This window comes from Streptomyces sp. CWNU-52B (assembly GCF_047444975.1).
GTDB lineage: Bacteria > Actinomycetota > Actinomycetes > Streptomycetales > Streptomycetaceae > Streptomyces.
Map to the genome: position 1 here is coordinate 71,785 of NZ_JBLFJV010000006.1, position 24,085 is coordinate 95,869.

Annotated in this window: 23 protein-coding genes and 1 pseudogene; 17 read left to right on the forward strand and 7 right to left on the reverse strand. The window is 68.5% G+C overall.

All coding sequences use genetic code 11. From position 1 onward, the window contains the following. The first annotated feature begins 100 nt into the window (after positions 1–100). The 4 genes from ACLVWQ_RS07705 (at position 101) to ACLVWQ_RS07720 (ending at position 4,522) form a co-directional block, all read left to right on the forward strand. Complete coding sequence (locus tag ACLVWQ_RS07705) at positions 101–1,078, forward strand: ABC transporter permease (protein WP_414107477.1); 978 nt, start codon at positions 101–103, stop codon at positions 1,076–1,078. A 10-nt stretch (positions 1,079–1,088) separates the two neighbouring features. Further along, a complete protein-coding gene (locus tag ACLVWQ_RS07710; protein ID WP_414107478.1) occupies positions 1,089–2,150 on the forward strand; it encodes an ABC transporter ATP-binding protein in 1,062 nt (353 codons plus the stop codon). Positions 2,151–2,162: 12 nt separating this feature from the next. Further along, positions 2,163–3,275: an ABC transporter ATP-binding protein gene (locus tag ACLVWQ_RS07715; RefSeq protein ID WP_414107479.1), complete on the forward strand. Its 1,113-nt coding sequence runs from the start codon at positions 2,163–2,165 to the stop codon at positions 3,273–3,275. 194 nt (positions 3,276–3,469) lie between these two features. Beyond that, complete coding sequence (locus ACLVWQ_RS07720) at positions 3,470–4,522, forward strand: DUF6924 domain-containing protein (protein WP_414107480.1); 1,053 nt, start codon at positions 3,470–3,472, stop codon at positions 4,520–4,522. A gap of 97 nt (positions 4,523–4,619) precedes the next feature. On the opposite strand, the gene ACLVWQ_RS07725 is transcribed toward ACLVWQ_RS07720, so the two are convergent. Next, positions 4,620–4,877 carry a hypothetical protein gene (locus tag ACLVWQ_RS07725; protein ID WP_414107481.1) on the reverse strand — a complete coding sequence of 86 codons (258 nt, stop codon included), beginning with the start codon at positions 4,875–4,877 and terminating at the stop codon, positions 4,620–4,622. 104 nt (positions 4,878–4,981) lie between these two features. Here ACLVWQ_RS07725 and ACLVWQ_RS07730 point away from each other — a divergent pair, with 104 nt between their 5' ends. Both ACLVWQ_RS07730 and ACLVWQ_RS07735 read left to right on the forward strand, forming a co-directional pair. Continuing rightward, positions 4,982–5,812 (forward strand): helix-turn-helix domain-containing protein, encoded by an 831-nt coding sequence (locus ACLVWQ_RS07730; protein ID WP_414107812.1) that lies wholly within the window; start codon positions 4,982–4,984, stop codon positions 5,810–5,812. After that, positions 5,809–6,015, forward strand: a complete 207-nt coding sequence (locus tag ACLVWQ_RS07735; protein WP_414107482.1) for a DUF397 domain-containing protein — start codon at positions 5,809–5,811, stop codon at positions 6,013–6,015. The genes ACLVWQ_RS07730 and ACLVWQ_RS07735 overlap by 4 nt, the downstream gene beginning before the upstream one ends. Before the next feature lie 29 nt (positions 6,016–6,044). Here the strand turns inward: ACLVWQ_RS07735 and ACLVWQ_RS07740 are convergent, their stop codons facing one another. Next, entirely contained in the window at positions 6,045–6,446 is a 402-nt protein-coding gene (locus tag ACLVWQ_RS07740; protein WP_414107483.1) for a DUF4440 domain-containing protein, read from the reverse strand. Positions 6,447–6,651: 205 nt separating this feature from the next. On the opposite strand from ACLVWQ_RS07740, the pseudogene ACLVWQ_RS07745 reads away from it, so the two are divergent. Both ACLVWQ_RS07745 and ACLVWQ_RS07750 read left to right on the forward strand, forming a co-directional pair. Continuing rightward, positions 6,652–7,017 (forward strand): annotated as a pseudogene (locus ACLVWQ_RS07745) (VOC family protein); the annotation flags it as partial. A 117-nt stretch (positions 7,018–7,134) separates the two neighbouring features. After that, entirely contained in the window at positions 7,135–7,605 is a 471-nt protein-coding gene (locus tag ACLVWQ_RS07750) for a GNAT family N-acetyltransferase (RefSeq protein WP_414107814.1), read from the forward strand. Positions 7,606–8,596: 991 nt separating this feature from the next. On the opposite strand, the gene tgmC is transcribed toward ACLVWQ_RS07750, so the two are convergent. From tgmC to tgmA, 3 genes are read right to left on the reverse strand one after another with little or no spacing between them, the layout of a single operon-like run. Continuing rightward, positions 8,597–9,739, reverse strand: a complete 1,143-nt coding sequence (gene tgmC, locus ACLVWQ_RS07755) for an ATP-grasp peptide maturase system methyltransferase (protein ID WP_414107484.1) — start codon at positions 9,737–9,739, stop codon at positions 8,597–8,599. After that, positions 9,736–10,698: an ATP-grasp ribosomal peptide maturase gene (gene tgmB, locus ACLVWQ_RS07760; RefSeq protein WP_414107485.1), complete on the reverse strand. Its 963-nt coding sequence runs from the start codon at positions 10,696–10,698 to the stop codon at positions 9,736–9,738. The genes tgmC and tgmB overlap by 4 nt, the downstream gene beginning before the upstream one ends. Continuing rightward, entirely contained in the window at positions 10,698–10,970 is a 273-nt protein-coding gene (gene tgmA / locus ACLVWQ_RS07765) for a putative ATP-grasp-modified RiPP (protein ID WP_414107486.1), read from the reverse strand. The genes tgmB and tgmA overlap by 1 nt, the downstream gene beginning before the upstream one ends. A gap of 851 nt (positions 10,971–11,821) precedes the next feature. Between tgmA and ACLVWQ_RS07770 the strand changes: the two genes are divergently transcribed. The 8 genes from ACLVWQ_RS07770 to ACLVWQ_RS07805 all read left to right on the forward strand — a co-directional run bounded on the left by ACLVWQ_RS07770 (position 11,822) and on the right by ACLVWQ_RS07805 (position 20,329). Continuing rightward, positions 11,822–13,162, forward strand: a complete 1,341-nt coding sequence (locus tag ACLVWQ_RS07770; RefSeq protein WP_414107487.1) for a tetratricopeptide repeat protein — start codon at positions 11,822–11,824, stop codon at positions 13,160–13,162. A 123-nt stretch (positions 13,163–13,285) separates the two neighbouring features. Beyond that, positions 13,286–13,579: a GNAT family N-acetyltransferase gene (locus ACLVWQ_RS07775; RefSeq protein WP_414107488.1), complete on the forward strand. Its 294-nt coding sequence runs from the start codon at positions 13,286–13,288 to the stop codon at positions 13,577–13,579. A 264-nt stretch (positions 13,580–13,843) separates the two neighbouring features. Continuing rightward, positions 13,844–14,338, forward strand: coding sequence for a hypothetical protein (locus tag ACLVWQ_RS07780; protein ID WP_414107489.1), 495 nt, complete (start codon positions 13,844–13,846; stop codon positions 14,336–14,338). 269 nt (positions 14,339–14,607) lie between these two features. Further along, positions 14,608–16,257 carry a peptide ABC transporter substrate-binding protein gene (locus tag ACLVWQ_RS07785; RefSeq protein WP_414107490.1) on the forward strand — a complete coding sequence of 550 codons (1,650 nt, stop codon included), beginning with the start codon at positions 14,608–14,610 and terminating at the stop codon, positions 16,255–16,257. Between the two features lie 60 nt (positions 16,258–16,317). Further along, positions 16,318–17,241 (forward strand): ABC transporter permease, encoded by a 924-nt coding sequence (locus ACLVWQ_RS07790; protein WP_414107491.1) that lies wholly within the window; start codon positions 16,318–16,320, stop codon positions 17,239–17,241. Next, entirely contained in the window at positions 17,234–18,274 is a 1,041-nt protein-coding gene (locus ACLVWQ_RS07795) for an ABC transporter permease (protein ID WP_414107492.1), read from the forward strand. Before ACLVWQ_RS07790 ends, ACLVWQ_RS07795 begins: the two co-directional genes overlap by 8 nt. A gap of 5 nt (positions 18,275–18,279) precedes the next feature. Next, positions 18,280–19,263: an ABC transporter ATP-binding protein gene (locus tag ACLVWQ_RS07800; RefSeq protein WP_414107493.1), complete on the forward strand. Its 984-nt coding sequence runs from the start codon at positions 18,280–18,282 to the stop codon at positions 19,261–19,263. Then, a complete protein-coding gene (locus tag ACLVWQ_RS07805) occupies positions 19,256–20,329 on the forward strand; it encodes an ABC transporter ATP-binding protein (RefSeq protein ID WP_414107494.1) in 1,074 nt (357 codons plus the stop codon). The genes ACLVWQ_RS07800 and ACLVWQ_RS07805 overlap by 8 nt, the downstream gene beginning before the upstream one ends. Before the next feature lie 163 nt (positions 20,330–20,492). Here the strand turns inward: ACLVWQ_RS07805 and ACLVWQ_RS07810 are convergent, their stop codons facing one another. After that, positions 20,493–22,658 carry a prolyl oligopeptidase family serine peptidase gene (locus ACLVWQ_RS07810; RefSeq protein WP_414107495.1) on the reverse strand — a complete coding sequence of 722 codons (2,166 nt, stop codon included), beginning with the start codon at positions 22,656–22,658 and terminating at the stop codon, positions 20,493–20,495. 194 nt (positions 22,659–22,852) lie between these two features. On the opposite strand from ACLVWQ_RS07810, the gene ACLVWQ_RS07815 reads away from it, so the two are divergent. Continuing rightward, entirely contained in the window at positions 22,853–23,047 is a 195-nt protein-coding gene (locus ACLVWQ_RS07815) for a hypothetical protein (RefSeq protein WP_414107496.1), read from the forward strand. A 65-nt stretch (positions 23,048–23,112) separates the two neighbouring features. Here ACLVWQ_RS07815 and ACLVWQ_RS07820 read toward each other — a convergent pair whose 3' ends face one another. After that, on the reverse strand, positions 23,113–23,982 hold the full coding sequence (locus tag ACLVWQ_RS07820) for a helix-turn-helix transcriptional regulator (protein ID WP_414107497.1): 870 nt from the start codon (positions 23,980–23,982) through the stop codon (positions 23,113–23,115). Between the last annotated feature and the right edge of the window lie 103 nt (positions 23,983–24,085).

Here is a 24,085-nt window from a genome sequence, read left to right on the forward strand (position 1 = left end):
CAGCCCGGCTGATCCGCGGGGGTGTGCGCCAGGCGGAGCGCACCCCCGCGGACGGTAACCCCCTCCTGCCGCCGCGTTTCGAAGAGAGCACCCACCCGCCATGCTTCAGTTCCTCATCCGCAGGCTGAGCGGCGCCGTCGTGATCATGTTCCTGATCGGCGCTTTCACGTTCTTCCTGTTCTACTCGATCCCGCAGGACTTCGCCGAGCTGGCCTGCGGCAAGAACTGCTCCCCCCAGAACATCGCGGTCATCCGCGAGAACCTCGGCCTCGACAAGCCCATCACGACCCAGTTCTGGGACTTCATGACGGGCGTCGTGGCCGGCCGGGACTTCCCGCAGGGACACTGCGACGCACCGTGCCTCGGTGTCTCGTTCAGCAGTGGCGACTTCGTGTGGGACTCCATCATGGACCGCTTCCCGCTGACGCTCTCGCTGACCGTCGGCGGACTGGTGATCTTCCTGGTGCTCGGCCTCGGCACGGGTCTGCTGGCCGCCTGGAAGCGCGGTACCTTCCTCGACAAGGCCGTCAGTGGCGCCTCGATGGTGCTCAGCTCGTTCCAGATCTACTTCCTGGGTCCCATCGTCCTCGGCCTGCTCGTCTACAGCACGGGCTGGCTGGACAGTCCCACGTACGTGCCCTTCACGGACAACCCGGGCAAGTGGTTCGTCGGCATGCTGATCCCCTGGGCAGTGATGGCCACGATCTTCACCGCCCAGTACACGCGTATGGCCCGCTCGACGATGATCGAGCAGTTGCAGGAGGAGCACGTCCGCACCGCCCGCGCCAAGGGCATGCGGCAGCGGTACGTCTTCTTCCGCTACGCCTGGCGCGGTTCGCTCATCCCGATCGTCACCATCATCGGCATGGACCTCAGCGCGCTCCTGTCGGGCGCGGTGGTCACGGAGTTCACCTTCGACCTCGCCGGTATCGGACGGCTCGCGGTCAACGGTTCGCTGACCAAGGACCTGCCGCTGACGATGGGCGTCATGCTGTTCGGGGCCTTCTTCATCCTGATCCTGAACATCATCGTGGACCTCGCCTACGCCTACATCGACCCGCGCGTGCGCCTCGCCTAGGAGAAATACCGTGACCACACTGACCAAGACCGAAGGCGAGAGGGCCCCCAGCGGTCCGGAGGCCTTCCTCTCGGTCCGCGACCTGCGGGTGCGGTTCTCCACCGAGGACGGCATCGTGAAGGCCGTCGACGGACTCTCCTTCGACGTCGAGCGCGGCAAGACCCTGGGCATCGTGGGGGAGTCGGGGTCGGGCAAGTCCGTCACCAACCTGACCGTGCTCGGACTGCACAACTCCAAGACCGCCACCGTCGAGGGCGAGATCGTCCTCGACGGCAAGGAACTGGTCACCGCGACCGAGAAGGAGATGGAGAAGCTTCGCGGCAACAAGGTCGCGATGATCTTCCAGGACCCGCTGACCGCGCTCTCCCCGTACTACACGGTGGGCCGGCAGATCGCGGAACCCTTCATGAAGCACACCGGCGCCTCCAAGAAGGAGGCGAAGGCGCGGGCCGTCGAGATGCTCGACAAGGTCGGCATCCCGCAGCCCGCGATGCGCTACGACGACTACCCGCACCAGTTCTCGGGCGGTATGCGCCAGCGCGCGATGATCGCGATGTCGCTGATCTGCAACCCCGACCTGCTGATCGCCGACGAGCCGACCACCGCCCTGGACGTCACCGTGCAGGCCCAGATCCTGGACCTGCTCAAGGATCTCCAGCAGGAGTTCGGCTCGGCGATCATCTTCATCACCCACGACCTCGGCGTCATCTCCAAGATGGCCGACGACCTGCTGGTGATGTACTCGGGCCGGGCCGTGGAGCGCGGCAGCGTCCGCGAGGTACTGCGCGCCCCCCAGCACCCGTACACCTGGGGCCTGCTGAGTTCCATGCCGCGACTGGGCGGTGACACGGCGCAGGCGCTCACCCCGATCCCGGGGACACCGCCCAGCCTGCTGAACCCGCCGTCGGGCTGCCCGTTCCACCCCCGGTGCGGCTTCGCGTCCGAGGTCGGCGGCACCCGCTGCGCCGACGAGCGGCCGACGTTGCCGGACGGCCGCGGCGCCGCCTGCCACCTGGGCGACGAGCAGCGGACGAACCTTTTCCTCGAGCAGATCAAGCCCCGGCTGGGCTAGGGAGAACGACACATGAGCGACAAACTCACCCTGCCGAAGCCGCAGGGCCCGGTGGACGGAGCCGCCGAGCCGCTGCTCTCCGTCGAGGGCCTGACGAAGCACTTCCCGATCTACGGCGGCTTCCCGATCAAGCGCAAGGTCGGCGCCGTACAGGCGGTCGACGGGGTCGACCTGACCGTCGGCGTCGGCGAGAGCGTCGGCCTGGTCGGCGAGTCCGGCTGCGGCAAGTCGACGACCGGGCGGCTCATCACCCGGCTCCTGGAGCCGACGGCCGGCAAGATCACCTACGCGGGCCAGGACATCTCGCACGCCTCGCGCCGGCAGATGGCGCCCGTGCGGTCCGAGATCCAGATGATCTTCCAGGACCCGTACTCCTCGCTGAACCCGCGGCAGACCGTCGGCACGATCATCAAGTCGCCGATGGAGGTAAACGGGATCAACCCGAAGGGCGGCATCGAGAAGCGCGTCCACGAGCTGCTCGAACTCGTCGGTCTCAACCCCGAGCACTACAACCGCTTCCCGCACGAGTTCTCCGGCGGGCAGCGCCAGCGCATCGGGGTGGCCCGCGCGCTGTCCCTGAACCCGAAGCTGATCGTGGCGGACGAGCCGGTGTCGGCCCTGGACGTGTCGATCCAGGCGCAGGTCGTCAACCTGCTCCAGAAGGTCCAGGAAGAGATGGGCATCGCCTTCCTCTTCATCGCCCACGACCTGGCGATCGTCCGGCACTTCTCGCAGCGCCTCGCGGTGATGTACCTCGGCAAGGTGGTGGAGGTCGGCGACCGCGACTCGATCTACAACCGGCCGCGTCACCCGTACACGCACGCGCTGCTGTCGGCCGTGCCCGAGGTCACGCTCGACGACGAGGTCGAGGACCGGGAGCGGATCCGGCTCTCCGGCGACGTGCCCTCGCCGATCCACCCGCCGTCCGGCTGCCGCTTCCGCACCCGCTGCTGGAAGGCGCAGGACAAGTGCGCGACGACGGAGCCGCCGCTGGTCCAGATCTCCGGCAACCGTGAGGGCCACCTGACGGCCTGCCACTTCCCGGAGGACCCGACGACGGAGGCCCGCGCCGAGGACATCGTCCTGGACCCGGCGCTGGCGGCTCTGGAGGGCGAGGCGGAGTAGCCAGAGTTGCCGGCGGCGGGAGTAGCCGCCTGAGGGCTCGGGGGGTCGCCCTCACGCCCCCTCACACTCCCGCGCACGCCGGTGCTGCGCGCGGGAGTGAGGTGTCGGCGCCGGGCCGGGTGACTTCGCCTGCGGTTGTCGGTGGCGGGTGGTTGAGTGGTCGCCCGACAACCGATCTGATGAGGTGCAAGCCGATGAGGTCCCCCCTGCCTCTGCCCCCCGACGACGACGCGGCCCGTGTTCCCGGGATGCTGCTGATACGTACCGGTGACGGAGACGGTGACGGTGATGGAGACGAAGCCGATGTCTGGAACGACGTGCTGTCGCGGATGGGTGAACTCCCCGGCATGCGGGGGCCCGTTCACGGGCCGGGGGCCGATACGGAGACATCGCTTCCCCGGCGTCTGATCGTGGCGCACGATCCGGCGTGGCGGGGCGCCACCGTCGAAGAGGTCGCCGAGGCCCTCGAACAGCCCGGGATCTGGATCCCCGACCTCGTGGTGCTCACCGACGACCGGACCGCGCGCAATCAGCGGACGCGCCCGCTGCTGGCCTTCGGCGGCAGTGACGGCGACATCAGTTCCTTCTGGATCACGCCGCGGCAGGCGGCCATGACGTATCTGGTCCTGAACCGCCCCTACACCTCCTCCGCCATCGACGACTTCGCCGAACGGGCCCCCACCGACCCGGAGTGGGAGGTGGCGGAGGACGAGGAGTTGGGGGAGGACCACTTCTACGAGCCGGTCGGCGTGGCGCTGGAGACGCTGAGCACCCCGCCTCGCTACACCCGCCCGGCCCGTGAACTGCCGTTGCTGAGCCACGAGACGGACCTGTTGGTGCGCACGGACTTCTCGGACGACGCGGCGTGGGCGTCCCTGGTGGAGCGGGTCTCTCAGCCGCCGTACGACACGTCGGTTGATGACGACGATGACGATGCCGAGGACGACGGGGATGACGAGGTCGAGGGCATCCGGTTCGTGGACGACCCGGCCTTCGCGGGCGCCACTCCGGAGCAGCTGATGGCTCAGGTCCGGCCCAGCGAGGACGTGGAGGAGATGGTCGCGGACGTGATACTGATCGCCGACACGACCACCCTGCACGAACCTGAACACCGCGTCCTGGTGATCCCCCTGACGGACGACATAGGCCTCACTTTCCGGGTGGACCCCGACCAGGTGGGCGTCATGCTGCCCAACCTGGCACTGGGCAACCAGGACATCGAGGACTGGCGCAAGGACGAGGGGTAGGGCCCGCCCTGGCCGCCGGCGGGGAACCATGGCGAACGCGACCAGGGCGGGGGTTCATGGGGTGCTACGAACGGGCGGGCGCAACAGGGGGGGAACCTCACAGCAATTCCCCTCGGCTCCGTGCGTTGCATCGTGCGTTGTGCGCCTGTAGCCGCTCTATGGGGTCCGCCGGGCGGACGTGCTCGGGTTCCGCCTCCCACTCGGTCCCGCCGGAGACGGGACGCAGCGACCAGTACGGACCGGCGACCCCGCGGAACTGTCCGACGCGGCCACGGGTGGTGTCCACCACGAGGGCGCCGGGTTCGGGCGGGCGTTGAGGGCCCTGGGCGTCCGGGGGAGCGTTCTGTGCGGGCATCGATGACTCCTCTCCGTAGTCATTCGGTTACTCGGTGGACTCAGATTGGCTCACAGTGGGGATGTCTTCAACTTGCGGAAGTCGTCCAGAGAGTTGGGTGTTCGCTGTTGAATCGGAAAGAGCTGAACCCTGAAAAGTCACCTGAAGCAGCATTCGGGCAGCGTTTGCGCACGTTGCGAGATGAACGCGGCTGGACGCAGGACGAGTTGGCTGCACGTATGGGGTGCTCCGGGACGCACGTATCGGCCGTTGAAACCGGCCGACGCTCTCCAACTCCACGTTTCGCGACAACTGCTGACAAGGTGTTCGGGACCGGGGACCGGCTCGAACGTCAGAGTCGGGCCGTTCGGCACACCGCGCTCCTTGAGGGATTCCCGGAGTACGTCAGGCAAGAGGCGCGCGCGGCCGAGATCCGGCTCTATGAGGTAGGCGTCATCCCTGGGCTGCTCCAGACTCCGGAGTACGCGGCAACACTGGAGGCCGACGCCGTACGGCGAGCAGCGATCACCCCTGAACAAGCCGACGAGCGGGTCGCGTTGGTGGCCGAGCGGCAGGCCACGCTTGCCCGCCACCCATCTCCCCTGGTCTTCGCGGTGCTTGACGAGAGTTGCGTACTCCGGCCGATGGGTGATCGCGCGGTCATGGACGCTCAGTTCGACCGGTTGCTGGAGTTCGCCGACTCCCCGAACACGGTCCTCCACATCGCCCCGTTCAGCATGGGGGAGCGACGGCCGTTCAGTCTGCCCGTCACGGTGCTGACGTTGCCGGATCGCTCGCTCATCTCGTACGCCGAATCAGCGCAGCGAGGACACTTGGAACGGGAAACCAGCTTCGTGCTGCCCGTACTCACGGCCTACCATCAGTTACAGGCTGAAGCCCTGTCCCGAGCGGCATCCGTAGCCATGATCGAGCAGTTGCGAAAGGGCACCCCGTGACCGAATCCCCCCGTTGGTCCACGTCCTCCTACAGCGGCAACGGCGGCCAGTGCGTCGAGGTCGCCACCAACCTCGCCGCATCCCGCGGGGCGGTCCCCGTCCGTGACTCCAAGAACCCGACCGGTCCGGTACTGGACCTCCCGACCGGCTCGTTCGTGGCCTTTGTGGCGAGCGTCAAGGCCGGAGAGTTCGACACCGTCTGACAGGTCGGCCGGCTTGGGATGCGGTGGGGCTACGCCACGCCGGGCGGCACGCGTGTGGCCTGGTGGTAGTACATCCGCCAGACCGCCGCTCCGTCCGACCCGCTCGACCTGCGCCAGATCGAGCTGTGCCTGGTCCGGCGCTCGCCGAGCACCGTCTCGAACGTCAGATGCACCAGACCTGGCGCGAGCAGCACTCCCGAGATGTCCGAGGGCTCGTAGCAAGGAGCATCCGCTGAGCCGCCCTGAAGCTCGGGCAGTTCGGCGAGCATGGTCTCGTACGTCCAGCGCCGCCCGGAGCCGCCGACCTCCACGAACTCCGGGTCGAGGAGTCGCCCGGCGAGTTCTCGCGAGGCACGTACCCAGGGATCCATGAGCCGCAGCTCGCCCGCGATCGCCTGGTTCACATCGTCTGCCGCACCGTGCGTGTCCATGGGAGCATCCGATCAACCTCACCGGGGCGACGGCAACCGAGTTCATCGGGCGCGGTTATTCGTTCGACACGGCCGGAGGGTTTGGTGAAACTGCCCTGCGGCGACTCGGCCCGCCGCGCCATCCGTACAGGTCAGGGTGGACAGCGGGACGGGACGGGACGTGCGCTTCGACAGCGACCCGCGGCAAGACTCCTGGAGGAGCCAGTTGAACCCTGCCATCCACAGCATCACCTTCGACTGCACGGGCGACCCGTACGATCTCGGGCTGTTCTGGAGCGAGTTGCTCGGCCGGCCGCTGGCCGACGACGACAAGCCCGGTGACCCGGAGGCGCTGATCCAGGACCCGGACGGCGGGCCGCGGCTGCTCTTCGTGCGGGTTCCGGAGGGCAAGACGGCCAAGAACCGTATCCACTTCGACCTGCGGCCGACGGAGCGCACCCGGGCGGCGGAGGTGGAACGGGCGCTCGCGCTCGGCGCCCACCTGATCGCGGACCGGACGCGGCCGGACGGAGGCGGCTGGTTCCTCCTGGCGGACCCCGAGGGCAACGAATTCTGTGTGGAGCGGGGAGATTCCGACCTTGCTCCGATGCCCGGCATCGAGGTGGCTGAGTCGGTCGACGCGGTCATCGCGATCGAGGCGGTCGAGGCGGCGAACCCCGCGCGTCCGTCGGGCGGCCGGGAGCCCGCCCTGCGCCTGGAGAAGGTCACCCCCGACAACATCGAGGCCGCCATCGCCCTGAAGGTCCGTCCCGACCAGGAGCGCTTCGTCTCCACGGTGGTGAAGTCCCTCGCTGAGGCGTACGCACAGCCGCAGCCTGGGACTGCCTGGCCCCGGTTGGTCTACGAAGGTGACGAGCTTGTCGGCTTCGTCATGGCCTTCTTCGACGTCCGCTTCGACCCGGACACCCCCGAGGACCGGCCCCGCTCGGGCCTGTGGCGGCTCAACATCGCCGAGGGCAGGCAGGGGCGTGGGTACGGCACTTTCGCCGTGCGTGCGGTCTGTGAGGAGGTCCGCCGCCGCGGCCGTACCCGGCTCGTCACGGTCACCTGGGAGGAGGGCGAGGGAGGCCCCGAGCCGTTCTACCAGCGCCTCGGCTTCCGCCGTACGGGGGAGATGAACGGTGGCCAGGTGGTGGGGGAGCTGGACCTGGACGCGTGAGCGAAGTCCGCCGGCTCCGCAACGCCGCCAGGACGAACCTCGCACAGCTGGGCAACTGCTGATCTGCACATCAACTCATCCGGGAGACTTGGTCGTTACCCCGGCATCGCAGCGGGGCGTCGATACAAGAAGGGGCTGATTCCGGAGGAATCCGCCTGGTTGCCGCGGCGGGAAGCGGCTTATGTCGCATTTCTTCAAGGCCCTCTCCGCGTACAGGTGCTCGTTCCCTACGCGTTCCGCGTTTCATCTGCTCTAAGGTGGAGCAAGTTTGATCACCTACCGATCCGGACGCAAACGGCTACGCAGTGGGGGACCTACATGCGCTTTCGTATCGCTGCAGCCTCAGCTGCGCTCGCCGTGTGTGCCATGACGGCAGCAACAGCGTGTTCGTCGTCACCGGACGCTGTCGGCAACGGCTCAACCGGCTCGGAGAAGCCTGCCTCCGTCGACGGTTCGGTGGGGCACCCCGAGGCAGGCAAGCGCCAGGCGGGTGGCCCCACGATGGATGTCGGATCGGGGTCGGTGGGCCCTTCGGAGTGTGAGACCTCCGCTGCCGAAATCCCGGAAAAGTGTGTTCTCGACCTCTCGTTCTCCGAGAGCAGCAACGGGGAGCCCGCCACCGGGGCGCCTGTCACACCGTGATCCTGCGGCAGTCCCGGGTCAGAGGTCAGGATGACGGCGCCTTCATGGCGCGCGGCGACGACCGTCACGAAGGCGTCCACCACGTCAGGCGCCTTTTTGCCGGGCAGGACGGCTCTCGCCGCCATGACACCCGCGCGCTTGCCGTTGTCGACAGTGTGCCCGCTTGGCACAGTTCGCACGTGCCGAGGTCCCGCCGCGCCGAGAACACCACGCAAACGGCCAACGCTATGGACAAAGGTGTCCAATGACCGGGCTGCGGGCGCCAGACCTGTGCCAGGACGGGAACGAGCGTTGTGTTGTCTGGCCACCCGCCAGGACAGTGCGTGATCCTGACCGCCGGGCCCGCGTGTCAGATCGGCAGGTCCCACCCGGGGCCGTCCTCGGTGCCGAGCCACACCCGCTGACCGGCGGCCGAGACCGTGATCCCGAACTTCTCCTGGTGAGGCTCGTCGGCGGCTTGCCAGCGCTCCACGGCCCGTTCCACCCGGTCCCACAGGCGGACGGGACCGCGCTGGACAACGGTCCACCCGCCGTCGAGGTCGGCGGCCGTCCGGGCCTGCGAACCGGTGGACACGTCCCAGAGGATCTGTTTCGCCCCAGCCCCCAGGCGTTCGGCCGAGGGGGCCGCGAGCTGTGCGACCCAACCGCCGGTCCAGTGGTCGAGCTTCGCGGGGTCGATCCTGCTCGGGCGCTCGTCCCCGGGCAGCAGGGCCAGCGTCGGGCGGGGCGGCCGGTCGTGCGGTCGGGCGATCATGAAACTGGTGTAGCCGGGGAGGAACCGGCCCGTGGCCTCCCCGGGGCCGGTCACGTCGAGCAGCGCGAGGGCGTTGGCGTAGCTCCACCCGGAGAGGGTGGCCAGGATCTTCCCGCCGGGCCTCACCTGGTGCAGCCACGGCAGCGGGACGTACCGGACCGAACAGGTGGCAATGAGTCGGTCGTACTGCTCGCCCTGCTGGTCGCCGCGCAACCCGTCACCGACGATCAGCCGGGGCGCGAACCCGGCCGCCTTGAGTGCCGCAGCGGCAGCGCTGCCGACCACCGGGTCGTACTCGATGCTCGTCAGGTTGGCGTCCCCGAGGCGGTGCGCACCGAGAGCGGTCGAGTACCCGGTTCCGGTGCCGATCTCCAACACCCGCTGACCCGCCTCCGCGCCGAGCTGCTGCCACATCCGCAGCACCAGGGACGGCAGGGTGGACGACGATGACGGGGAACCGGTCGCGGCGTTCTCGGTCACGTCGTCGGGCCTGATCCTGCCGTCCAGTTGGGTGATCAGCGTCTCGTCGGAGTACACGCCCTCCAGCCACCCGGGATCGCCCTCGCGCACGGGCCGGTAGCTGGTGGGGACGCTGCCCGCCACCGGCAGGAAGTAGGACCCCGTGAACAGCTCGCGGGGAACCGTGGTGGCCGCGCTGCGCCACTCGGGTCCGGTCAGGGTGCCGTCCTCGGCGAGTCTGTCCGCCAGGGCGCTGCGAAGCTGAGCCGATGTGCTCACGTGTCGGGGCCTTTCTCCAGCTGGTCGGTAAGGGCTTGGGCGATGGCGGCGGTTGTCTGCGCCGGCTGCCACGCCCATTGGCCGTTCGGGTTGCACTCAAGGAAGTACCAGTCACCCGCAGGGGTCACAGCGAAGTCGAACGCGCCGTAGTGCAAACGGAGTTCGGCGAGATAGGCCACGACCGCACGTGCGACTGACGCGGGTACCTCGATCGGGGTGCACGTCATCAGGTCTTGACGGTAGCGCCAGTCGAGATCGGGGCTGTCGATCCGGACCCCGAACAGCCGGCCGCCCACGGCGGTCACCCGCACGTCGAACGCCTTGTCCACCTTGGCTTGGAACATGTGGGGGCAGACGGACACGGCGTCGGTGATCTCGGCCGGCTTCACCTCCCGGACCCACACGCTCTGTGGCTGGTCGTCCACGCGGTAGGGCGTGTTCCACACGGGCTTGTAGACCACTCCGCCGGACTGGTGGGCGGCGAACGTCCGTGCCTCGTGCGGGTTGTCCGTGATCACCGTGCTGGGCACCAGGAACCCGCAGCGCTGCGCGGTCGAGAGCTGCGCGGGCTTGAACTCGGCGGCTCGGTTGTCCCAAGGGTGATTGACGTAGTGCACGCCAGGCAGTGACGCGAGGATGCCCCCGGCGCCCCACTGGGCCTGTTCGGCGGCGAACCGGCGGTCTTGGCCGCTCAACTCCGGCGATCCCTCGTAGGGCGAGGGCCTGCGCACCCACACGGACCGAATCCGCGTGGTGTCGATCTTCCGGCTTGCCGTGCGCAGGGTGCCCCGCTGGTCGCCCGTGCGGTACGTGGCGGTCAGCGAGGCATCTGTGTGCAGGTCGGTGCCGGGGTCGAGACGGACCACGGGAACCCGGCGCTCGGCGAGAAGCCGCAGCACCACGTCTGCTGTCACGTCGTAGGGGTTGGTCAGCACCAGTACCGACCTGCTGTCGCTCATCAGCCGGAACTCTGGTCCTGGTCGTATGACTCGGTGCTGTCGGAGTCGGCCGCGCCACCCGGGCCGGACCCGTCACCCGGGGTGGTCGTGGTGGGCGTCAGGCCGCTCGTGCTGGTGCCGTGGTTGCCCAGCTCGACCGTCCGGCCGTACTCGTCCACGATCACCGCGATCTGGGTTTCGGGGTCGATCACGGGCGTGTTCTGCGGAACCGTTGTGGTGACCGCGTAGGGCCCCATTCGCTGCGTGCCCCACGGGGCGGGCGTCTGTGTCATCTGTTCTGCGCCTCCGTTTCCTGGTGCTGAGACTTCAAAAGCTCGGGCCAAACGGCCCAGGCTGCCAATCCCGCCCCGGCCACTTGACCTGTCCAGGGTTTCCGCCGCCGGGGCGGGAGTTGGAACCCGTTCCCCTCGTGGGTCTGTGCGATCAGCACGGGGGGTGTGCGACACCGCGAGGGGAACGGAGGTCAGAGGAGACGGCCAGTGGCCGCGAGGGTCGGAATCGCCGTTGCCAGAGCGGCGACCGTGAAGACGAACGCGGCCCACCCGAACCGGCGGACCCGCCTCACGGGCTGTCCCGTCGAGGGATGCAGTTCGGGCAGTCCTCCGGGTGGAACGGCGACGGCGGGTGCGTCGGGCCCGGGAGGTGGACCACGCGCGATGTCAGGTTCAGGGCCCCTCCGTACTGGTTCCACCACCCGGGCGGGGAGTCCGCGTAAGGGCCGCCCGAGTTGTCTATGAGGCTCACAAGTTGCGGGGCCGGGAGAGGGCACATAGGGCGTTGCTGACGCCGCGCCGGAGTGGCGGTCATCGGTGAGCGTCCGCGAGATGCCGACGCAACCGCACGTTGCAGTCACTCACGCGGCTGGCGTCACCTTTCGCCTTGGCGTGGTCGCGGTCCATGGCGACTGTGTCGCAGTGCGCGCATCCCGGTACCGACTGCGGGTCTCCCTCCAGCCTCAGCGGGAGGTCTACGGGGTTCTCCATGTCCAGGCTCTCCTTGCGGTGTCATCCCTGCGGTGGCCGTGCTCGGACTAGACAACCGCCCGACCACGCACAGCGGTACCGTTGGGAAGAGGGCAGGAGTTAAGAGCGTTAAGTGGTCAGAGCACGGGAGTTGGGGGCCAGTGACGACACGACAGCCGAACGCCGGACTTGAGCGGCTGTATCGCGAAAGCGGGTGGACGCTGCGGCAGTTCGCCCAAGAGGTCAACCGCATCGGGACTGAGCGCGGGACCCCTCTCAAGTATCAACAGCCGTCAGTGCACCAGTGGTTGAGCGGCCACCTGCCGAAAGAAACTGTTCGGCCGCTGATTCTGGAAGCACTCGCCCGGAGACTGCTCCGTCCCATCACGCACGCCGATGCAGGATTCCCGGCACCCCCGGAAGGTTCCAATAGCCATCCGACTACCGTTGAAGGGCTGGTAGACCTCGGGAGGCAAGACATGGACCCCTCACGCCGTAGCGTCCTGAGTGCGGGACTGTTCTCCGTGGCCCTTACCGTCCCTGGGTGGCCGGATGTTGTGGGGCGTATGGAAGCGGTTCAATCGGGAAAGACCCAACGCATAGGGATGGCCGACGTAAACATGGTCATCGCCATGACGGAACGCGTGTCTGAATTGGACGACCAATTCGGAGGTCGGCACGCTCGCCCGATGGCAGCGGCATTCCTCGTGAATACTGTAGCCCCATACCTTCGAGCCGACGCAACAGAGGAAGTCCGCAAGGCGATGATGTCGGCGGCTTCCGATCTATGCTATCTCACCGGATATATGGCTGTGGACGAGGGGGTCCACGGCCTGGCGCAGCGGTATTACCTGGAAGCGCTAGAGCTAGCAGGTGCTTCGGAAGACCACCTCACGTATTGCACGACCCTAAGGGGAATGAGCGTTCAGGCAGTCGATCTGGGCCACGGAAAGGCTGCGATGCGTCTTGCTGACGCCGCCGCGTCTGCATCTCCGCAGGCTGGTCCTCGAATGCGCGCCTTTCTGGCCGGGCAGCAAGCGCACGCCTCCGCGCAGCTTGGTGAGCGCACAAAGGCGCTTATGTATCTGCGCGAGGCTGAAGTGGCAATGGAAAAGGCCGAATCCCAGACCAAGACATTCGGCTCGTACAACCCGTCTTCTCTTGCCTGTCACGCAGGGCAGGTGCGGTACGAGCTGGGCGACATTCGGGGATCGGTCAAAGATCTAGAGGAATCCGATAAGCTGCGGCATAGCTCGTTCAAGAGGAATCGGATTCGCTACCTCGCCATGCTTGCCGAACGTCAGCTGGAAATCGGCCATCTCGAAAGTGCGTGTGCTACATGGGTCAAAGTCGTGGAAATTTACCCTGCCGTCCAATCGGGGCAGTGCGATAAGGCCATGTCAACGATGCAGGCTCGGCTTCGACCCTATCTCAAGAATCAGACTGCCCGGAATCTCTACGAGCGCGCACGTCTCGTTACCCCGCCATCGGTTGCGGTCTGAACGCAAAACAAGAACGCCCCCGCACCCATCATTCTCGCAGAGGCGTACGCGCAGCCGCAGCCGCAGCCCGGGACCGCCTGGCCCCGGCTGGTCTACGAGGGTGACGAACTCGTCGGCTTCGTCATGGCCTTCTTCGACGTCCGCTTCGACCCGGACACCCCCGAGGACCGGCCCCGCTCGGGCCTGTGGCGGCTCAACATCGCCGAGGGCAGGCAGGGGCGTGGGTACGGCACTTTCGCCGTGCGTGCGGTCTGTGAGGAGGTCCGCCGCCGCGGCCGTACCCGGCTCGTCACGGTCACCTGGGAGGAGGGCGAGGGAGGCCCCGAGCCGTTCTACCAGCGCCTCGGCTTCCGCCGTACGGGGGAGACGAACGGTGGCCAGGTGGTCGGGGAGCTGAACTTGGACTTGGACACCTGAGCGAAGCACACCGGGCCGGCGCCTCGCACCCGCCGCAGGGCCGAGAGCGCCCGTCCCGGCGGTTGTCCGCAGTCCTGGTGGGGGCGCGCGGCATCACGGGGTACGCCGGCGTCGCAGCCGAAGCCGACATACGGGTTGTCGTGACATGAGGTGGCGATTTTCGGCGGGGATCGAGCCCTGTGATCCACGGCACATTGGGCGACGGCGGGAGTCGGTGGCAGGCAGGATGCCTTCTGGCGGCTGACTCGAATCGAAGGCGGCGCGGTGATCCTCTTCGTACCAGTGGTAGCTCTTGCCGCCTTCGCGCTGACCGTCTTCTTCGTCGGCAAGGGCATCGGAGTAGCTCTCCCAGGACATGAGCGCTGGTCAGGATGGCGTCGTCCGCTTGTTGCCGTGTCCTTTGCCTGCTCCGCCTCGGCCACGATCTTCTACTCGCTGGGCGTCCTCACTTTGATGATGACGGTGTCCACTGCTCAGGACGGCGGGACGGACTCTGCCCCGTTCCCGTACAACCACCCATGCCGTACCCACCTGACGGGATCTGTGGACTATGAGGTTCAATTCCACAGTTTGCGCACTCTGTGCGTGATGGAAGACGGGGAGCGCATAGCGGTGGACGACGTTCCGCAAGAAGTTCGGATGGCCGCAGCGGGATCGATCGTTGCCGCCGCTGTGTCAGCGGGCGTCGTAGGGGCGTCCTCTCACCGCTTGTCGAACGGTGCCTCCTCGTCCGGTGAGTCTTCCCCGTCGCAGCGGTGAGTCCGGCCGATTCCGCATAAGACACTCACGACGGATCGCGCGCATCTTCGCGTAGTCCGTACCGTCAGGGTGGAGGGCAGGCCACGTTCCAGGGGGCCCGTGTCGCGTTCCGCGTACCCCCGGCAGCGGGCCGCGATACGTGCATCTGGAGGGTCTCCCCACTCGTAAGGGTGGGTGAATGTGCGCTATGGGGCTTATGCATCGATATTGGGCGCTAAAGGTACTGGCTCCGGCGCCGGAGCCGCAGCGCACCGATGAGGAGGCACTCCATGCGTGGAGCCACGCACGCCAGATGGGCCGCATGCGCGACGGCGGTCGCCCTTGCCGCGACGGCTTGTGGAGGCGGCGGAGACGACGGGGGCGGCGGCAGCAGCGGCGGTGGCGACGGTTCCGGCATCGTCAGTTCCTCGTGGGGCGACCCGCAGAACCCCCTGGAGCCCGCCAACACCAACGAGGTGCAGGGCGGCAAGGTCCTCGACATGGTCTTCCGCGGTCTCAAGCGCTACGACGCCAAGACCGGCAAGGCCACCGACATGCTCGCCGAGAAGATCGAGACCTCGGACTCGCAGACCTTCGACGTCACCGTCAAGCGCGGCTGGAAGTTCAGCAACGGCGAGGCCGTCACCGCCAAGTCGTTCGTGGACGCCTGGAACTACGGCGCCAGCCTCAAGAACAACCAGAAGAACGCGTACTTCTTCGGGTACATCGACGGCTACGACAAGGCGCACCCCGAGGACGGCGGCAAGCAGACCGCCGACACCCTCTCCGGCCTCAAGGTCACCGGCGACAACACCTTCACCATCAAGCTCAACCAGAAGTTCTCGACCTTCCCCGACACCCTCGGCTACGCCGCCTTCGCGCCGCTGCCCAAGGCCTTCTTCGACGACCACGCCGGCTGGCTGAAGAAGCCGGTCGGCAACGGCCCGTACACCGTCGACTCGTACGCCAAGGGCTCGGTGATGAAGCTGCGCAAGTGGGACGCGTACCCCGGCGAGGACAAGGCGCAGAACGGCGGGGTGGATCTGAAGGTCTACACCGACAACAACACCGCCTACACGGACCTGATGGCCGGCAACCTCGACCTCGTCGACGACGTGCCCGCCTCGCAGCTCAAGAACGCCAAGAGCGACCTCGGCGACCGGTACATCAACACCCCCGCCGGCATCATCCAGACCCTCGCCTTCCCGTTCTACGACAAGAACTGGAAGAAGGCCGGCATGGAGAAGGTCCGCACCGGGCTCTCCAAGGCGATCAACCGCAAGCAGATCACCGAGACCATCTTCGAGAAGACGCGCACCCCCGCCACCGACTGGACCTCGCCCGTCCTCGGCGCGGACGGCGGCTACAAGAAGGGGCTGTGCGGCGACGCCTGCGAGTACGACCCGGCAGGCGCCAAGAAGCTGATCAAGGAGGGCGGCGGGCTGCCCGGCGGCCAGGTCAAGATCACCTACAACGCCGACACCGGCTCCCACAAGGAGTGGGTGGACGCCCTCTGCAACTCCGTCAACAACGCCCTGGACAACGACAAGGCGTGCGTCGGCAACCCGGTCGGCACCTTCGCCGACTTCCGCAACCAGATCACCGACCTCAAGATGTCGGGTCCCTTCCGGGCCGGCTGGCAGATGGACTACCCGCTCATCCAGAACTTCCTGCAGCCGCTGTACTACACCAACGCCTCGTCCAACGACGGCAAGTGGACCAACAAGAAGTTCGACGACCTCGTCGACAAGGCCAACGCGGAGACCGACCAGGCCAAGGCCGTCGACCTGTTCCAGCAGGCCGAGGGGGTCCTGCGGGACGACATGGGCGCCATCCCGCTCTGGTACCAGAACGGCAGCGCCGGCTACTCGGACCGGATCACGAACGTGGCGCTGAACCCGTTCAGCCTGCCCGTCTACAACGAGATCAAGGTCAGCTGAGCCCGCGGGGGCACCCGCCGGCCCGCGCCGCGGGTGCCCCCGCCTACCTCCGGAGCCCTCATGGGACGGTATGTGATCCGGCGTCTGCTGCAGATGATCCCGGTCTTCATCGGCGCCACCCTGTTGATCTTCCTGATGGTGAACGTGATGGGCGACCCCATCGCGGGCCTGTGCGGCGACCGGCAGTGCGACCCCGCGACAGCGGCCCAGCTGCGCAAGGAGTTCGGCTTGGACAAGCCGGCGTGGCAGCAGTACGCGACCTACATGGGCAACGTCTTCACCGGCGACTTCGGCACCGCGTTCAACGGCCAGAAGGTCACCGAGCTGATGGCCGCCGCCTTCCCGGTCACCGTCCGGCTCACCGTCGTCGCGATCCTCTTCGAGATCGTCATCGGCATCGCGCTGGGCGTCGTCACCGGGCTGCGCCGCGGCCGGCCCATCGACACCGGCGTCCTGCTGATCACCCTCGTCGTCATCTCGGTGCCCACCTTCGTGACCGGCCTGCTGCTCCAGCTGCTCCTCGGCGTGAAGTGGGGCTGGATCAGCCCGTCCGTCTCCTCCGAGGCCCCCTTCCGCGAGCTGATCGTGCCCGGCCTGGTGCTCGCGTCCGTCTCCCTCGCCTACGTGACCCGGCTGACCCGCACGTCCATCGCCGAGAACCGGCGCGCCGACTACGTCCGTACGGCCGTCGCCAAGGGCCTGCCCCGGCGCCGGGTCATCACCCGGCACCTGCTGCGCAACTCGCTGATCCCGGTGGTCACCTTCATCGGCACCGACATCGGCGCGCTGATGGGCGGCGCGATCGTCACCGAGCGGATCTTCAACATCCACGGCGTCGGCTTCCAGCTCTACCAGGGCATCCTGCGCCAGAACACCCAGACCGTCGTCGGTTTCGTGACCGTCCTCGTCCTCGTCTTCCTGGTGGCCAACCTGCTGGTCGACCTGCTCTACGCCGTACTCGACCCGAGGATCCGCTATGCCTGAGCAGCCGACGCCGCCCGAGCGGCCCCTGCCCTCCATGCCCCCGGGGCCGCACCTGTCCGGCGGCGGCCGTGCCCCCGAGGACGGCGCCGTCGCCGCGACCGGCATGGGCGGCGCGATGGACCTCGCGACGGAGGAGGCCGCCTCACTGCAGAAGGCACCGGGGCCCGACGCGGGCGGCCCGCAGGACCGGCCCCGCTCCCTCTGGTCCGACGCCTGGCGCGACCTGCGCCGCAACCCCGTCTTCATCATCTCGGCGCTCGTCATCCTCTTCCTGCTCGTCATCTCCCTGTGGCCCTCGGTGATCGCCTCGGGCAACCCCCTCAAGTGCGACCTCGCCAAGGCGCAGGAGGGCTCCCAGCCGGGCCACCCCTTCGGCTACAACGGCCAGGGCTGCGACGTCTACACCCGCACGGTGTACGGGGCCCGCGTCTCCGTCACCGTCGGTGTGTGCGCCACGCTCGGTGTGGCGATCCTCGGCGCGGTGCTCGGCGGACTCGCCGGGTTCTTCGGCGGGGCGTGGGACGCGATCCTCTCCCGGATCACCGACATCTTCTTCGCGATCCCCGTCGTCCTCGGCGGTCTGGTGCTGCTGTCCGTGGTCACCAGCTCCACGGTCTGGCCGGTGATCGGCTTCATGGTGCTGCTCGGCTGGCCGCAGATCTCCCGTATCGCCCGAGGGTCCGTCATCACCACCAAGCAGAACGACTACGTCCAGGCCGCCCGCGCGCTGGGCGCCTCCAACTCCCGCATGCTGCTGCGGCACATCACGCCCAACGCGATCGCCCCGGTCATCGTCGTGGCGACCATCGCGCTCGGTACGTACATCTCGCTGGAGGCGACCCTGTCCTACCTCGGGGTCGGGCTGAAGCCGCCCACGGTGAGCTGGGGCATCGACATCTCCTCGGCGTCCCAGTACATCCGCACGGCCCCGCACGCGCTGCTGTGGCCGGCCGGGGCGCTGGCCGTCACCGTCCTCGCGTTCATCATGCTCGGCGACGCGGTGCGCGACGCCCTCGACCCGAAGCTGAGGTGAGTGACGTGCTGCTCGAAGTACGCGACCTGCACGTGGAGTTCCGTACGAGGGACGGGGTCGCCAAGGCCGTCAACGGGGTCACCTACGGGGTGGACGAGGGCGAGACGCTCGCCGTGCTCGGCGAGTCCGGCTCCGGCAAGTCCGTGACCGCGCAGGCCGTGATGGGCATCCTCGACACCCCGCCCGGGAAGATCACCGCGGGCGAGATCCTCTTCCGGGGCCAGGACCTCCTGAAGTTCAAGGAGGAGGAGCGGCGCAAGGTCCGCGGCGCCCAGATGGCGATGATCTTCCAGGACGCGCTGTCGTCCCTGAACCCGGTGCTCAGCGTCGGCGCCCAGCTCGGCGAGATGTTCATCGTCCACCGGGGCATGTCCAGGAAGGCCGCCAGGGCGAAGGCCGTCGAACTGATGGACCGGGTACGCATCCCGGGCGCGGCCTCCCGCGTGGGCGACTACCCGCACCAGTTCTCCGGCGGTATGCGCCAGCGCATCATGATCGCGATGGCGCTGGCCCTCGAACCGGCCCTGATCATCGCCGACGAGCCCACCACCGCCCTCGACGTCACCGTCCAGGCCCAGGTCATGGACCTGCTCGCGGAGCTCCAGCGCGAGCTCAACATGGGCCTCATCCTCATCACCCACGACCTCGGCGTGGTCGCGGACGTCGCCGACCGCATCGCCGTGATGTACGCGGGCCGGATCGTCGAGTCCGCCCCGGTCCACGACATCTACAAGGCCCCGGCGCACCCGTACACCAAGGGCCTCCTGGAGTCGATCCCCCGCCTCGACCAGAAGGGCAAGGAGCTCTACGCGATCAAGGGCCTGCCGCCGAACCTGATGCACATCCCACCGGGCTGCGCCTTCAACCCCCGCTGCCCGATGGCCCAGGACATCTGCCGCACCGACGTACCGCCGCTGTACGAGGTCACCGAGGCCGGCGAGGAGCGCGTGAGCGCCTGCCACTTCTGGCGGGAGTGCCTCCATGGCTGAGCCGATTCTTCAGGTGCGGGACCTGGTCAAGCACTACCCGCTCACCCAGGGCATCGTCTTCAGGAAACAGGTCGGCGCGGTCAAGGCCGTCGACGGCGTCGACTTCGAACTCGACGCCGGGGAAACCCTCGGCATCGTCGGCGAGTCCGGCTGCGGCAAGTCGACCGTCGCCAGGATGCTGGTCAACCTGGAACGGCCGACCGCGGGCGAGATCAAGTACAAGGGCGAGGACATCACCCGGCTGTCCGGGCGCGCGCTCAAAGCGGTCCGCCGCAACATCCAGATGGTCTTCCAGGACCCGTACACCTCGCTCAACCCCCGGATGACCGTCGGCGACATCATCGGCGAGCCCTACGAGATCCATCCCGAGGTCGCGCCGAAGGGCGACCGGCGCCGGCACGTCCAGGACCTGCTGGACGTGGTCGGGCTCAACCCGGAGTACATCAACCGCTATCCGCACCAGTTCTCCGGCGGCCAGCGCCAGCGCATCGGCATCGCGCGCGGCCTGGCCCTGCGCCCCGAGATCATCGTCGCGGACGAACCGGTGTCGGCCCTCGACGTGTCCGTCCAGGCCCAGGTGATCAACCTGATGGACCGGCTCCAGAGCGAGTTCAACCTCAGTTACGTCTTCATCGCGCACGACCTGTCGATCGTGCGGCACATCTCCGACCGGGTCGGCGTGATGTACCTCGGCCGGATCGTGGAGATCGGCCGGGACGCCGAGATCTACGACCACCCGACGCACCCCTACACGCAGGCGCTGCTGTCCGCCGTGCCCGTGCCGGACCCGGAGGCCCGGGAGCGCCGGGAGCGGATCATCCTCTTCGGCGACGTGCCCTCACCGGCGAACATCCCCTCCGGCTGCCGCTTCCGCACCCGCTGCTGGAAGGCGGCGGAGCGCTGCGCGATGGAGGTCCCGCTGCTCGCGGTCCCCGCGGAGTTCCGGTACGGGGCCGGCCCGGCCGCCCACGACTCGGCGTGCCACTTCGCGGAGGAGAAGCAGGTCGTACCGCCGGACGAGCCGATGGACGAGTCGGCGGACGAGCCGACGGACGGGGCGAAATAGGATGACAAATGCGCGTCAACTTCGTTAACACGCAGGCAACTTGGCCGACCCGGCACCGATATACGGACGCGTCAGTCTGAGCAGCGTACGGCCGTGCGGGTGCCGTAGACCGGCCGGGGGCGCCATGTCTCCCGGCCGGTCGCCGTTCCCGCTCCTGCTGCCGCTACCGCATGCCGAGCGACCGCTTCAGGAAGTCCACCTGGAGCAGCAGCAGATTCTCCGCGACCTGCTCCTGCGGGGTCATGTGCGTGACCCCGGACAGCGGCAGCACCTCGTGCGGACGGCCCGCGGCCAGCAGCGCGGAGGACAGCCGCAGCGAGTGCGCGACCACCACGTTGTCGTCGGCGAGACCGTGCACGATCATCATGGGCCGCGCCGGCTCCACGGCGCCCACCAGGCCGTTGTCGTCGATCATCGAGTTCGCGGCGTAGACCTCGGGCTGCCGGTTCGGATCGCCCAGGTAGCGCTCCGTGTAGTGGGTGTCGTAGAGCCGCTGGTCGGTGACCGGCGCGCCCACCACGGCCGCGTGGAAGACGTCCGGGCGGCGCAGCGCCGCGAGCCCCGCGAGATAGCCGCCGAAGGACCAGCCGCGGATCGCCACCCGGGTCAGATCCAGCGGGAAACGCCCGGCGAGTGCCTGGAGCGCGTGGACCTGGTCGTCGACGGTGATCGCCGCCAGATCGTCCTTGACCGACTTCTCCCAGGCGGGCGAGCGGCCCGGCATGCCCCGGCCGTCCGCCACGACCACGGCGAACCCCTGGTCGGCGAACCACTGCGGCGTGAGGTAGGCGTTGTGCGCGGCCAGCACCCGCTGTCCGTGGGGCCCGCCGTACGGATCCATCAGCACCGGAAGCAGGCCGTCCGTATAACCCGTGGGAAGCACAACGGCGCACGGCACCCGGCGCTCACCCGCTTCCGTGAGGTGCACGCGCGGGCTCATTCCGGGCTGCTCGGCGTACGAGGCCACGGTCAGCGCCTCCGCCCGGCCGCCGGGCCGGCCGCTCCCCGCCCCCTTGCGGTCCCCCCGGTCGCTGTCGCGCACCACCTGGACCCGGGCTCCCGGCCGGTCGGGCACGGCCGACACGAGCACGGTCACGCCGCCCGCCCGCACCGCGGAGTGCACACCGGGCTCCTGCGAGATCCGCTCCACGCCCAGGTCGTTGACCCGGTAGACGTGCACTTCGCCGATCTCCGCGTCGGCCGCCGCCGTACCGGCCGACGCGGAGACCAGCACGTCGTCGGCCGAGACGTCGAGCACGGCGCGCACATGCAACTGGGGTCCGGTGAGGGGGCGTTCGCCCACCGCGAGCACGCGCGCCCCGCCCTCGTCGGCGATGCGTACGAGCTGTCCGCTCGGGCTCCAGCTCGGCACACCAGGGAAAAGATCAAGCCATTGTGGATCTTCGTCCGCGTGGACCATCCTGGTCGTCCCGGTGTCCGGGTCGACGGCCAGATAGAGCTGACTCGCCTGGTCGCGCGCCTGTACGAGCAGCAGCGGGGCCCCGGCCGCTGACCAGTGCACTCGCGCCAGATACGGGTAGCGGGCGCGGTCCCACAGGACCTCCGTGCGCCCCCCTTCGAGACCGACCACGAAGAGCCGTACGTCCGCGTTGTCCGTCCCCGCCGCCGGGTACGCGACCTGCTGCGGCTCCCGCTCGGGACGCGAGGGATCGGAGATCCACCAGCGGCGTACGGGGGCGTCGTCGGCCCGTGCGACCAGCAGCCGGTCGGACTCCGGGGACCACCAGAAACCGCGCGAACGGGCCATCTCCTCGGCCGCGATGAACTCGGCGAGCCCGTAGGTCACCGTGTCCGACTCGGGTTCCGCGAGAGCCCTGTCGCCCTCGCCCTCGGCGCCGACGACACGCAGGGCGCCCCCGGCGACGTACGCGACGAACCGTCCGTCGGGGGAGGGGCGGGGGTCGAGGACAGGCCCCGGAACCCGCAGTTCACGTGCGGTGCCGGCTTGCAACTCGGCGGTGAAGAGCCGCCCGGAGAGGGCGAAGGACGCCAACTCCACGGCCGCGTCCGTGGCGTAGCCGACGATGCCCGCGCCGCCCTCGCGGCTGCGCTCGCGCCGGGCCCGCTCCGCCGCCGAGAGCCGCTCCGAGGAGCCTCCGAGGAGTGCCGCCGGGTCGGCGGCAGGGCGTTCCTTGCCGGTCGGTACGTCGAGGACCCACAGCTGGTTGGCCCGGTCGGTACCGGAAGAAGAGCGCAGGAACGCGACACGCGAACCGTCGGGCGCCACGGTGAACGCACGGGGCGCACCGAGAGTGAAGCGCAGGGTACGCGCCTGCCTGCGTGGGAAGGAGAGAGGCTCGGTCGTCATGACCCGACCATATTGGCCATGCGCCCCCTTGTGCGGCCGTGCGCCGATCAATGCGCGCGCACGAATAGTTATGATCACTAGCGCTGTGTGGGTATCAACCTGCTGGCCGTTGTACGGATTTACTCCCCCCGTGTTCGAGCTCCCCCGGGTTCGGACTTCCCCCCGTGTCCCTGGATCTTTGGAGGTGAGCCGCCGTGGCACTTTCGATTTCGGCGGTCGTGCTACTGGCGATCATCGTCTTCATCCTGGTCAAGAAGTCAGGGCTGAAGGGACCGCACGCTCTTATCTGCGTGCTGTTGGGCTTCTACTTGGCCAGCTCGACGATCGCGCCGACCATCAACGACCTGACCACGAGCATCGCCGGCGTGATCGGGGACATCAAGTTCTGATCCCCGCCGGGTGGTGGGCTCCGGGCCGCGGGAGGCCGGAGCCCACCACGGGCCGGTGAACGGGGTCAGGTCGACGTCCGCCGCCCGGACGGCGGGTCGGCGGCGAACTCCTGGCGCCCTATGACCGAGAGCAGTTGCAGTTTCCCGTGGCTCTCCGTGCCGGGCCGTGTCGTCAGCACCAGCAGCGTCTGTGCGCGGTTGTCGGTGTGGAGGGCCTGGCAGTCGACGTCGATGCGGCCCAACTCCGGGTGGACGAGGGTCTTGTGGTCCTCGAACCGCCTGGCGACCTCGTGCCGTTCCCACAGGCGGACGAACTCCGGGCTGCGCTCGTGCAGTTCGGCGACGATCCGGGCGGCTCTTGGGTTGGCGCTGTCGGCGGTCAGCGCGGCCCGCAGGGCGGCTGCCTGGATGCGGCTCTGCGCCGCGTGGTCCTCGTCCGGGTAGTGAGCCCGCTCCTTCGGGTCGGTGAACCAGCGGTAGTAGGCGCTGCGCGCCAGACCGGTGTGGCGGGTCTGGTCGCCGAGCAGCGCCATCGCGAGCGGATTCTGCACCAGGGTGTCGGCGAGATCGGACAGCACCAGGGCCGGAGTGTCGTCCAGGCGGTCCAGGACGCGCAACAGAGCCGGACCGACGTGCTCGGAGTGCAGGAAGCGCGCCGGGGCGCTGTGCCCGATGAGGCGGAAGAGATGGTCGCGCTCGTCCAGGGTCAGACGCAGGGCGCGGGCCAGGGAGGCCGCCATCTGCTCGGAGGGCTGCGGGCCGCGCCGCTGTTCCAGCCGGGCGTAGTAGTCGGTGGACATCCCGGCGAGCGCGGCGACCTCTTCGCGGCGCAGGCCCCGGGTGCGCCTGCGGGGGCCGTCGGCCAGCCCGACATCGGCGGGCTGCAGCGTCCCACGCCGCCGGCGCAGGAAATCCGCCAGTCCTTCTCTGTCCATACCTCCCATAGTGGCTCCTGCCTGCGGATCCATCCAGGGACCGCCGATCCATGGCTCGCTCCCGCCCACCGGGCGGACCTCGGACATGGATCGCCGATCCATG

What these genes read in the sequence shown, in the direction of transcription:
- ACLVWQ_RS07810 (WP_414107495.1), bottom strand. Translation starts at nt 22,658, where the DNA reads ATGACGACCGAGCCTCTCTCCTTCCCACGCAGGCAGGCGCGTACCCTG.
- ACLVWQ_RS07725 (WP_414107481.1), bottom strand. Translation starts at nt 4,877, where the DNA reads ATGCCCGCACAGAACGCTCCCCCGGACGCCCAGGGCCCTCAACGCCCG.
- ACLVWQ_RS07775 (WP_414107488.1), top strand. Translation starts at nt 13,286, where the DNA reads ATGGCCTTCTTCGACGTCCGCTTCGACCCGGACACCCCCGAGGACCGG.
- ACLVWQ_RS07790 (WP_414107491.1), top strand. Translation starts at nt 16,318, where the DNA reads ATGGGACGGTATGTGATCCGGCGTCTGCTGCAGATGATCCCGGTCTTC.
- ACLVWQ_RS07785 (WP_414107490.1), top strand. Translation starts at nt 14,608, where the DNA reads ATGCGTGGAGCCACGCACGCCAGATGGGCCGCATGCGCGACGGCGGTC.
- ACLVWQ_RS07795 (WP_414107492.1), top strand. Translation starts at nt 17,234, where the DNA reads ATGCCTGAGCAGCCGACGCCGCCCGAGCGGCCCCTGCCCTCCATGCCC.
- ACLVWQ_RS07720 (WP_414107480.1), top strand. Translation starts at nt 3,470, where the DNA reads ATGAGGTCCCCCCTGCCTCTGCCCCCCGACGACGACGCGGCCCGTGTT.
- tgmB (WP_414107485.1), bottom strand. Translation starts at nt 10,698, where the DNA reads ATGAGCGACAGCAGGTCGGTACTGGTGCTGACCAACCCCTACGACGTG.
- tgmA (WP_414107486.1), bottom strand. Translation starts at nt 10,970, where the DNA reads ATGACACAGACGCCCGCCCCGTGGGGCACGCAGCGAATGGGGCCCTAC.
- ACLVWQ_RS07805 (WP_414107494.1), top strand. Translation starts at nt 19,256, where the DNA reads ATGGCTGAGCCGATTCTTCAGGTGCGGGACCTGGTCAAGCACTACCCG.
- ACLVWQ_RS07820 (WP_414107497.1), bottom strand. Translation starts at nt 23,982, where the DNA reads ATGGACAGAGAAGGACTGGCGGATTTCCTGCGCCGGCGGCGTGGGACG.
- ACLVWQ_RS07705 (WP_414107477.1), top strand. Translation starts at nt 101, where the DNA reads ATGCTTCAGTTCCTCATCCGCAGGCTGAGCGGCGCCGTCGTGATCATG.
- ACLVWQ_RS07740 (WP_414107483.1), bottom strand. Translation starts at nt 6,446, where the DNA reads ATGGACACGCACGGTGCGGCAGACGATGTGAACCAGGCGATCGCGGGC.
- ACLVWQ_RS07715 (WP_414107479.1), top strand. Translation starts at nt 2,163, where the DNA reads ATGAGCGACAAACTCACCCTGCCGAAGCCGCAGGGCCCGGTGGACGGA.